At 71.0% G+C, this 10813-nt stretch carries 2 protein-coding genes and 1 pseudogene; all 3 read right to left on the minus strand.

Annotated elements, in window-relative coordinates:
• Positions 1-2015, minus strand: a pseudogene (locus tag ACFZDI_RS35795) (type I polyketide synthase); the annotation flags it as partial.
• 329 nt (positions 2016-2344) lie between these two features.
• Complete coding sequence (locus ACFZDI_RS35800; protein ID WP_391256717.1) at positions 2345-7987, minus strand: SDR family NAD(P)-dependent oxidoreductase; 5643 nt, start codon at positions 7985-7987, stop codon at positions 2345-2347.
• A 78-nt stretch (positions 7988-8065) separates the two neighbouring features.
• On the minus strand, positions 8066-10813 hold a 2748-nt coding region (locus tag ACFZDI_RS35805), incomplete at its 5' end, for an SDR family NAD(P)-dependent oxidoreductase (protein ID WP_391256720.1).

The following is a 10813-nucleotide window of genomic DNA, read 5'->3' on the forward strand; positions in this document are numbered from 1 at the left end:
TCCAGAGTGAAGACCCCGGCCACATGGGCGGCGGCCAGTTCACCCACGGAGTGCCCGACGAGGAAGTCAGGAGTCAGGCCCCAGGCCTCCACCAGGCGGAAGAGTGCGACCTCGATGGCGAAGAGCGCGGCCTGCGTGTAAACGGTCTGGTCGATCAGACCGGCGTCCGTCCCGTCCGTGCCGAAGACGACGTCCTTCAGCGGACGCTCAAGCAGCCCGTCAAAGTGCGCACACACCTCATCAAAGGCCGCGGCGAACACGGGATAGGTCTCGTACAGTTCGCGGCCCATCCCGGCCCGCTGGCTGCCCTGCCCCGTGAACAAGAACGCCAGCTTGCCGACCGTTCCGGCGGTCGCCGCGCCCTCCACGACCCCCGCGGCGGACTTGCCGGTGGCCACGGCTTCCAGGCCGGCCAGCAGTTCCGCGCGGTTCGTACCCGTGACGACGGCCCGGTGCTCGAAGCGCGCGCGAGAGACGGCGAGCGAGTAACCCACATCCGCGGGGCCGAGGCCCAGTCGCCCGGCGAGGAACGACGTCAGGCGCTCGGACTGGGCCCGCAGCGCGGCATCGGTCCTGCCCGAGATCACCCACGGCACGGGGGCGTCCGCCTGCTGCGTGACGGCGGGCGGCTCCTCGGCGGAGGGCTCGGCGGCCGCCTGCTCCAGGATGATGTGCGCGTTCGTGCCGCTGATGCCGAACGAGGAGACCGCGGCCCGTCGGGGCCGCCCCGTCTCCGGCCACTCCCGCGCCTCGGTCAGCAGCGAGACGGCGCCCGCCGACCAGTCGACCTTGGTGGAGGGCTCGTCGATGTGCAGCGTCTTCGGCATGATGCCGTTGCGCAGTGCCATCACCATCTTGATGACGCCGCCGACGCCTGCGGCGGCCTGCGTGTGACCGACGTTGGACTTGAAGGAGCCGATCCACAGCGGCTGCTCGGCCGGGCGTTCCTGACCGTAGGTGTTGATGAGCGCCTGCGCCTCGATGGGGTCACCGAGCGTGGTGCCCGTGCCGTGCGCCTCGACGAGGTCGATCTGGTCCGAGGAGAGCTGGGAGTTGTCGAGGGCCTGGCGGATGACGCGCTGCTGGGACGGGCCGTTGGGGGCGGTCAGGCCACTGCTCGCACCGTCCTGGTTGACGGCCGAGCCGCGGACGACGGCGAGCACCTTGTGGCCGTTGCGCTCCGCGTCCGAAAGCCGCTCGACGAGGAGCATGCCCACGCCCTCGGCGAAGCCGGCGCCGTCCGCGAGGTTGGAGAAGGCCTTGCAGCGGCCGTCGGGGGAGAGGCCGCCCTGCCGGGCGAGGTCGATGAACGCCTCGGGGGTCGACATGACCGTGGTGCCGCCGGCCAGGGCCATGGAGCACTCGCCGTTGCGCAGCGCCTGGACGGCCAGGTGCAGCGTCACCAGCGACGAGGAGCAGGCGGTGTCGACGGAGACGGCCGGGCCCTCGAGCCCGAGTGTGTAAGAGATGCGTCCAGATGTGACGCTGTACGCGTTGCCGGTGCTGAGATATCCCTCCACGCCGTCGGGGATTCGGTCGAGCCGAGTGGCGTAGTCCTGGTACATCACGCCCGCGAATACACCGGTCTTGCTTCCGCGCATCGCGTGCGGGTCAATTCCGGCGTGCTCAAAGGCTTCCCAGGCGACTTCGAGGAGCAGTCGCTGCTGCGGGTCCATCGCCAGCGCCTCGCGCGGCGAGATCCCGAAGAACGCCGGGTCGAACTGTGCGGCGTCGTAGAGGAATCCGCTCTCGCGGTTGTAGAAAGTGCCCGGCTTTTCGCGGTCGGGGCTGTACAGCCGCTCGATGTCCCAGCCGCGGTCGGTGGGAAGGTCGGACACGGCGTCCCGGCCCTCGGCGACCATTTGCCACAACTCCTCGGGGGAATTGGCGCCGCCCGGATAACGGCAGCTCATGCCCACGATCGCGATGGGCTCGTGTGCCCGCGAGTCGGCCGCGCTCAACAGCTGCTTCGTCTGCTGCAGATCGGCCATTACCCGCTTGAGGTAGTCGCGAAGCTTCTGCTCATTCTGCATCTAAAGCAACCTCTTGAGGACGGACAGCACTTGGGCACCTGGGCAATACATGAGATCGCGTCGCACGCGAAACCCGGGCGGAAGTCCATTTACGACGTGACTCCCCGGCTGGGAGACCCATTCGGCGATGCCTCGAACCGGCTGTGTATGAGCACGGGGGACACATCGACATGACTTCACATACGACGCTAGGAGATGACCACCCGACCGCGGCACCCCTAACCTTCCCTAAGAGCCCCCCTACACCCCCCAGGGCCGGCCACGCTCCTTTGGGGAGGTGACCGGCCCCGGGCCGGAGAGAATTGCCGTGGTCAGGACAGACCCAGCTCCTGGTCGATCATGGCGAACATCTCGTCGTCGCTCGCCGACGTGAGGTCCGTGGCAGCGGCCCCGGCGCCACCCCCTACGACGACCGGGCGGCCGAGCGCGGCCAGCAGGGACTGGAGCCGGTTGACGACCTTGTCGCGGTCCTCGTCGGACAGCTCGGCGGCGGAGACGGTGGCCTCAAGGCGGCCGAGATCGGCATGGACCGGTGTGGCACCCGGCCCCGCGGCGTCGGCGGAGAACTGCGTGCCGAGATACTTGGCGACCGCGCCCGCCGACGGATAGTCGAAGATCAGGGTCGCGGGGAGCCGGAGGCCGGTCGCGCCGCCCAGCCGGTTGCGCAGCTCCAGGGCGGTCAGCGAGTCGACACCGAGGTCCAGGAAACCGCGGTCCGGCTCGACCTGCCTGCTGCTGGTCAGGCCGAGCACCTTGGCGACGTTCACCTGGACCAGCTCCAGCAGCACGCCGGCCCGCTTGTCCGCGGCGAGCCCCGACAACCGCTGCGCGAGCGAACTGCCCTGCGCTTCCGCGTCCGCCGCGGCCGGCGCCGTACGCCGTGCCGGTGCCTTGACCAGCCGGTCGAGCAGAGCGGTCAGTTCACCGGACGAGGCCTGGGCGCGCAGTCGGGGGAGGTCGAGGCGCACCGGCACGGAGACGGCCTCCGCGGTGGCCAGCGCGGCGTCGAACAGGGCGAGCCCCTCGACCGAGGAGATCGTGGCCAGCCCCGATCCCGTGATGCGCCGTACGTCACCGGTGGCGAGGTTCGCGGTCAGGTCGCTGCGCTGCTCCCACAGGCCCCAGGCAAGTGAGTGGGCGGTGAGGCCGACGGCGCTGCGGTGGCGCGCGAGAGCGTCGAGGAACACGTTCGCCGCGGCGTAGTTCGCCTGGCCGGGGCCGCCGAAGACACCCGCGGCCGAGGAGAAGAGCACGAACGCGGCCAGGTCGAGGTCCTGGGTCAGCACATGCAGGTTGACCGCCGCGTCGACCTTCGGCCGCATGACCGCCTCAAGGCGCTCGGGGGTGAGCGAGCCGACCACACCGTCGTCGAGGGCGCCCGCCGTGTGCACGACAGCGGTCAGCGGACGGTCCGCGGGCACACCGGCCAGAAGAGCCGCCAGAGCCTCCCGGTCCGCGGCGTCGCACGCGGCGACGGTCGTCTCGGCCCCGAGCGCGCCGAGTTCGGCCACCAGCTCGGAGACGCCCGCTGCCGCCGCCCCGCGGCGACTCACCAGCAGCAGACGGCGGGCGCCGTACTCGCTCACCAGGTGTCGCGCCACCAGCGCGCCGAGCGTGCCGGTACCACCGGTGATCAGGACCGTGCCCTCGGGGTCGAGCCGCGGGCGGGCGGGCTCGGCGGGCGCCTCGGTCCTGGCGAGCTTCGGCACGTACAGGGCGCCGCCGCGCACGGCCAGCTCGGGCTCCTCGGAGACGGCCGCCGAGGCCAGCACGTCACGCGTCACGGTCTCCGCACCGGCCGGGTCGAGGTCGAGGAGGACGAACTGCCCCGGGTTCTCGGCCTCGGCGGAGCGGACCAGACCCCATAGGGGGGCGTGCACGAGGTCGGTGGGAGCCATGTCGGCACGCCCGGCCGTCGCCCCGCGGGTGACCAGGACGAGCCGCGACCCGCCGAACCGCTCATCGGCCAGCCACGCCCGTACGGTCTCCAACGCCCGTACGGAAGCGGCGCGAGCACCCTCCGCCAGGCCCGAGAGATCCAGCGAGACAACCGGCGCGAAGGGCACGAAGACGATCTCCGGCACGGGCGCGCCTGCGTCGAGGGCCGCCGCGAGACCGGCGAGGTCCGCGTGGACCGTCGGCTCCGCCGAGCCGCCGGCCTCCCGCAGCACACCGTGCAGACCGAACCCATCGGTCCCCACAGCCGCCCACCGCCCGCCGGCGGACGCGATCGGCGCCGCCGCGACATCCGGGGCGCTCGCCCAGTCGACGCGGAACAACGACTCGTGCCACGCCCCGCCGGCCGAGGACAACTGCCCCACCGAGACGGGACGCGTCGCCAGGCCCTCCACGGAGACGACCGGGGCACCGGTGGTGTCGGCGGCCGCCAGCGTGATCCGCCGGTCGCTGTCGACACTGAGGCGTACCCGCAGACGCGAGGCGCCCTCGGCGTGGAAGCTGACACCGGCCCACGAGAACGGGAGCCGCACCTCGGCCTCCTCGCCCCCACCACCGCTCCGCGCGGCGTGCTCGGCGCCGACGATGACGGCGTGCAGCGCGGCGTCGAGAAGCGCGGGGTGCACGACGAACCCGTCGGTCCCGGTGCCCGGGGCCAGCTCGACCTCCGCGAAGATCTCCTCGCCACGCACCCAGACCGAGCGCAGGCACTGGAAGGTGGGCCCGTACTCGTAGCCGTGCTCGATCAGACCTTCGTACAGACCGTCGAGCGCGACCTCGTCACCACCGGCCGGCGGCCAGGACATCAGATCGGCGTCCACGGCCGCCACGGTCGGCGCGAGCACACCCACGGCGTGTGACGTCCATGGCTCGTCCACGGCGTTGTCCGGACGCGAGTAGATGCCGACCGCGCGGCGCTCCGACGAGTCGGGGGCGCCCACGACCACCTGCAACTGAAGCGCCCCGGCCTGCGGCAGTACGAGCGGAGCCTGGATCGTCAGCTCCTCGACCTGACCACAACCGACCTGACCACCCGCGTGGAGCGCCAGCTCGACGAGCCCGGTGCCGGGAATCAGCACGGTGCCCATGACGGCATGGTCGGCCAACCACGGGTGCGTGCGGAGGGAGACCCGGCCGGTGAGCAGCAGGCTGTCGGAGTCGGCGGGGGTCACGGCGGCTCCGAGCAGCGCGTGCTCACTCCCTACGAGCCCCAGGCCGGCGGCGTCATGAGCGGAGGCGGGCCCTTCGAGCCAGTAGTGCTGGTGCTGGAAGGCGTAGGTGGGGAGGTTGACGCGGCGCGCGCCCCGGCCTGCGAAGACGCCGTCCCAGTCGAGTTCGGCGCCGTGGATGTGGGCGGTGCCGATGGCTTGGGTGAGGGTTTCGGTTTCGGGGCGGTTCTTGCGGAGTACGGGCGTGAAGAGTGCTTCTTCGCTGTCGGACGCGATTTCCTGGGCCAGGGCGGAGAGGGTGCCGTCGGGGCCCAGCTCGATGAAGGACGTGACGCCTTGTTCGGCGAGGTGGGTGATGCCGTCGGCGAAGCGGACGGCCTGGCGGACGTGGCGGACCCAGTAGTTGGCGGTGCAGAGGTCTTCGGGGGTGGCGAGCCGGCCGGTGAGGTTGGAGACGACCGGGATGTTCGGAGTGCTGTAGGTCAGGCCCGCCGCGATGGTGCGGAACTCGTCCAGCATGGGTTCCATGCGGGGGGAGTGGAAGGCGTGGCTGACGCGGAGCTGGTGGACCTTGCGGCCCTGTTCACGCCAGCGCTCCAGGACCTCGACTACGGCGGTCTCGTCGCCGGAGACCACGACCGAGGTGGGTCCGTTGATGGCGGCGATGGCGATCTCGTGCTCGCGGCCTTCGAGCGTCTCCAGAACCTCAGCTTCGGTGGCCTGGATGGCTGCCATGGCCCCACCGGCCGGGAGAGCCTGCATGAGGCGTCCACGAGCGGCGACGAGCTTGGTCGCGTCGTCGAGAGTGAAGACCCCGGCCACGTGCGCGGCAGCCAGTTCACCGACGGAGTGCCCGACGAGGAAGTCAGGGGTCAGACCCCAGGCCTCCACCAGCCGGAAGAGTGCGACCTCGATGGCGAAGAGCGCGGCCTGCGTGTACACGGTCTGGTCGATCAGACCGGCGTCCGTCCCGTCCGTACCGAAGACGACATCCTTCAGCGGACGCTCAAGCAGCCCGTCAAACTGCCCGCACACCTCATCGAAAGCCGCGGCGAACACCGGATACGTCTCGTACAGTTCGCGGCCCATTCCGGCCCGCTGGCTGCCCTGCCCCGTGAACAGGAACGCCAGCTTGCCGCGCCGCACGCTCCCCGAGGCCACCGCACCCGACGCATCCCCGGCGGCCAACGCCTGCACACCCGTCAGGAGTTCATCGACATCGGAGCCGGTGATGACGGCCCGGTGCTCGAAGCGGGCCCGCGTCACGGCGAGGGAGTAGCCCACGTCCGCCGGACGCAGCTCGGGGTTCTCCCGTACGAAGGAGTGCAGCCGCTCGGCCTGCGCCCGCAGCGTCTCCTCCGTCTTACCGGAGAGCATCCACGGCACCACCCCACCGACGACCGGAGCCTCGGAAGGCGGCTCGGCCTCGGCAGTCGGCGCCTGCTCCAGAATCACATGCGCGTTGGTGCCGCTGAGGCCGAAGGACGAGACGCCGGCCCGGCGCGGGCGCCCTGTGTCCGGCCACTCGCGGGCCTCGGTCAGCAGGCGGACGTCGCCCGCCGACCAGTCGATCTTCCGCGAGGGCTCGTCGACATGGAGGGTCTTGGGCATGACGCCGTGGCGCAGTGCCATGACCATCTTGATGACGCCGACGACTCCCGCGGCGGCCTGCGTATGACCGAGGTTCGACTTCACCGAGCCGAGCCACAGCGGCTCGGCCCCCTCGCGCCCCTGCCCGTAGGTGTTGATGAGGGCCTGTGCCTCGATGGGGTCGCCGAGCGTGGTCCCGGTGCCGTGCGCCTCGACCACGTCGACTTCCGCCGTCGTCAGCCGGGCGTCCGCGAGTGCCTGGCGGATCATGCGCTGCTGGGAGGGGCCGTTCGGGGCGGTGAGGCCGTTCGACGCACCGTCCTGGTTGACGGCGGAACCGCGTATCACGGCGAGGATCTCGCGACCGTTGCGCCGCGCGTCCGAGAGCCGCTCCAGGAGGAGCATGCCCACGCCCTCGCCCCAAATCGTGCCGTCCGCGCCGTCCGCGAACGCCTTGATGCGGCCGTCCGTCGCGAGTCCCCGCTGCCGGGCGAAGTCGGTGAAGGAGATGGGCGTCGCCTGGACCTGGGCCCCGCCGGCGAGCGCGAGCGCGCAGTCGCCGCGCCGCAGCGCCTGGGCGGCGAGGTGCAGGGAGACCAGGGACGACGAGCACGCGGTGTCCAGCGTGATCGCGGGCCCCTGGAGGCCGAGACTGTAGGCGATCCGTCCCGAGGCGACGCTGTTGACATTTCCATTGGACAGGAACGGCTCGATATCGGCCGGCACGGACGGGAGAATGCAACCGTATTCGTTGTGGATCATTCCCAGATATACGCCGGTCGAGCTGCCCTTGAGTGAACCGGGGTCGATCCCGGCACGCTCCAGCACTTCCCATGACGTTTCCAGGGCGAGACGCTGCTGGGGATCCATCGCGACGGCCTCACGCGGTGAGATCCCGAAGAACGCCGGGTCGAACGCGTCGGCGTCCTCGATGAAACCGCCTTGGCGCACGTACGTCGTGCCGGGGCGGTCGGGGTCCGGGTCGTACAGCGTGTCCAGTTCCCAGCCGCGACCCTCGGGGAAGTCGGAGATCGCGTCGACCCCGTCCGCCACCAGCCGCCACAGGTCCTCGGGCGATGTCACTTTGCCGGGGAACCGGCAGGCCATGCCCACGATCGCGATCGGCTCGTGCTCCGCTTCCTCGACCTCGACCAGGCGATGACGGGTCCGGCGCAGCTCGGCCGTCACGAACTTGAGATTTTCCAGAAGTTTCTCGTCCTGCGCCATCAGATTTATCACCTATCGAAGTCAAATGCTGCGCGAGAGCCGGAGATGCCGGTACCGGGATCTCACTGGATCCCGGTACGCGGCGGATTCTCAGGCCTTGCCGAATTCCCGCTGGATAAGGGCAAGCATCTCGTCGGCGGTCGCCGATTCGAGATCGTCGTCACTGTCCGCGGCCGCCCCGGTCGTGGCGCCCTGGATTTCGTTCCACTTGGAGAGCAGGCTCTTCAGCCGTTCCGTGACCCTCTCCGCCCGCTCACCCGCGTCGCCGTGCCCGTCACTGCCTGCTTCGCTGCCCGCGTCGCCGTGGAGCGCGACGCGGGACATCGCCGACTCCAGGCGGTCCAGCTCGGACAGGACCGAGCCGACGGGCGCGGCGGCGGCCGCGTCCGCGGCACCGCCGACCATCTCGCCGCACAGGTACTCCGCCAGGTCCTGCGGGGTCGGGTAGTCGAAGACCAGGGTGGGCGAGAGGCGGAGCCCGGTGCTCGCGCCGATGCGCGCGTTCAGGCGGTTGCGCAGTTCGACCGCGGTCAGCGAGTCGAAGCCCAGTTCCCTGAAGCTTCGCTCGGCGTCGATCGAGCCGGTCTGTGAGTGCCCGAGCACCGCCGCCACGTTCGATGCCACCAGCTCCAGGACGCTTCTCAGCTGCACGGCGGGTGACAGTCCGGCGAGGCGCTCGGCGAAGGACGGGGCCTTCGCGCCACCGGCGGCGCCGGCGTTCGCGTGCGCCACGCGCCGCGCCGGTACGCGTACGAGCTTGCGCAGGATCGCGGACGCCGGACCGTCGTCCACCTGGATACGAGCCGGGTGCAGCCCCATGGGGGAGAGCGCCGGGTAGCCCGATGTGCGTGCTGTGTCGAGGAGTTGGAGGGCGCGGGTGGTGGGGAGGGGGGTCATGCCGGAGCGGTGGATGCGCTCGATGTCGGCGGTGGTGAGGTGTCCGGTGATGCCGCTGCGCTGTTCCCACAGGCCCCATTGGAGTGAGCTGGCGGGCAGGCCGAGTGCGTGGCGGTGGTGGGCGAGTGCGTCGAGGAAGGTGTTGGCGGCGGCGTAGTTGCCCTGACCCGGGTCGCCGAAGAGGCCGGCGGAGGAGGAGAAGAGGATGAAGGCGGAGAGGTCCAGGTCCTTGGTGAGGTCATGGAGGTTGAGAGCAGCGTCGACCTTGGGTCGCAGGACCGCGTCGAGGCGCTCGGGGGTGAGGGAGGTGACCAGACCGTCGTCGACGACACCGGCGGTGTGGAAGACGCCGGTGAGGGGGCGGTCGACGGGGATGCCGGCCAGGAGAGCCGCGAGGGCCTCGCGGTCCGCGATGTCACAGGCGGCGAACTGCACGCTGTGCGCGCCCAGTTCGGCCAGCTGGGCGGCCAGCTCGGGCGCGCCGTCCGCGCTCTGCCCGCGCCGGCTGGTGAGGATGAGGTGGCGTACGCCGTGCTCGGTGACGAGGTGGCGGGCGACGAGGCCGCCCAGGGTACCGGCTCCGGTGATCAGAGCGGTTCCGTCCGGGCCGGGTGTGGCGATCTCACCGGCGTGGTCGGCCTTGGCGACCCGGCTCAACCGCGGTACGTGCACGGCCCCTTCCCGCACGGCTGCCTGTGGCTCACCGGCCCGCAGTAGTGGCCACAGGACCGCGAGCCCGGCGGATTCGTCGGTGTCGAGGAGCAGGAACCGGTCGGGGTTCTCGGCCTGCGCGGAGCGTACGAGACCCCAGACGGGCGCGTTGGCCAGATCGGCCACGTCTTCACCGGGCCGGGCGGCGACCGCACCACGGGTGACGAGGACCAGGCGGGATCCGGCGAACCGGTCCTCCGACAGCCAGCCCTGGACGAGGGCGAGTGCGTGGCGGGTGGCCCGATGCGCGGCGGTGGCCGCGTCGGTGTCCCCGTATCCCGCCAGGGGAGCGAGCACGACCTCGGGAACCGTGTCGGTGGCGGCCAGTTCGGCCAGGTCCGCGAAGACCGGACCGTCGACGCCGAAGCCGTCCGGCTCACCCACCACCGCCCACGCGCTCGGGTTGGCCGGGGGGAGGGGCAGCTGTGGCCATTGCACGTGGAAGAGGGAGTCGTGGAAGGGGTGGTGTCCGGTGGTGAGTTCGTCGGGGGTGGTGTGGCGCCAGGTGATGGTTTGTGCGGTGAGGACGGGTGTGCCGGTGTCATCGGCGGCGGTGAGGGTGCCGCTGATGGTGGAGAGTTTGACGCGCAGGGTGGTGGCGCCGGTGGCGTGGAGGGTGACGTGGTTCCAGGTGGAGGTGGTGCGTGCCTGCTCGTGGGGGGTGAGGGGCAGGGCGTGCAGGGTGGCGTCGAGGAGTGCGGGGTGGAGGCTGAAGCCGTCGGTGGTGGCGGTTTCGGGGAGGGCGACTTCGGCGTAGATGTCGTCTTCGAGCCGCCAGGCGGCGCGCAGGCCCTGGAAGGCGGGTCCGTAGGTCAGTTGGGCGTGTGTGAGGTGCTCGTAGGTGGTGTCGACGTCGATCGCGACGGCACCCCGCGGCGGCCACACCGACAGATCGGAGCCCCCGTCGTACGTTTCGTCCGTGAGCAGACCCACGGCGTTCTTGGACCAAGACGTGTCGTCCCCGGCACTGTCGGGCCGGGAGTGGATCGCCACTGCCCGGCGGCCCCCCCGCTCATCGGCGGCATCGACCGTCAGCCGCAGCACTACGCCGCCCTGCTCGGGCAGGACGAGCGGGGCCTGGAGCGTGAACTCCTCCAGGGACCCGCAGCCGACCTGGTCACCGGCGTGGATCGCCAGCTCGACCAGCGCCGAGCCCGGCACCACGGCCGTGCCCATGACGGTGTGGTCGGCCAGCCAGGGGTGTGACTGGAGGGACAGCCGACCGGTGAG

It is taken from the genome of Streptomyces sp. NPDC007907, from assembly GCF_042959365.1.
In the GTDB taxonomy this organism is placed as follows: domain Bacteria; phylum Actinomycetota; class Actinomycetes; order Streptomycetales; family Streptomycetaceae; genus Streptomyces; species Streptomyces indiaensis.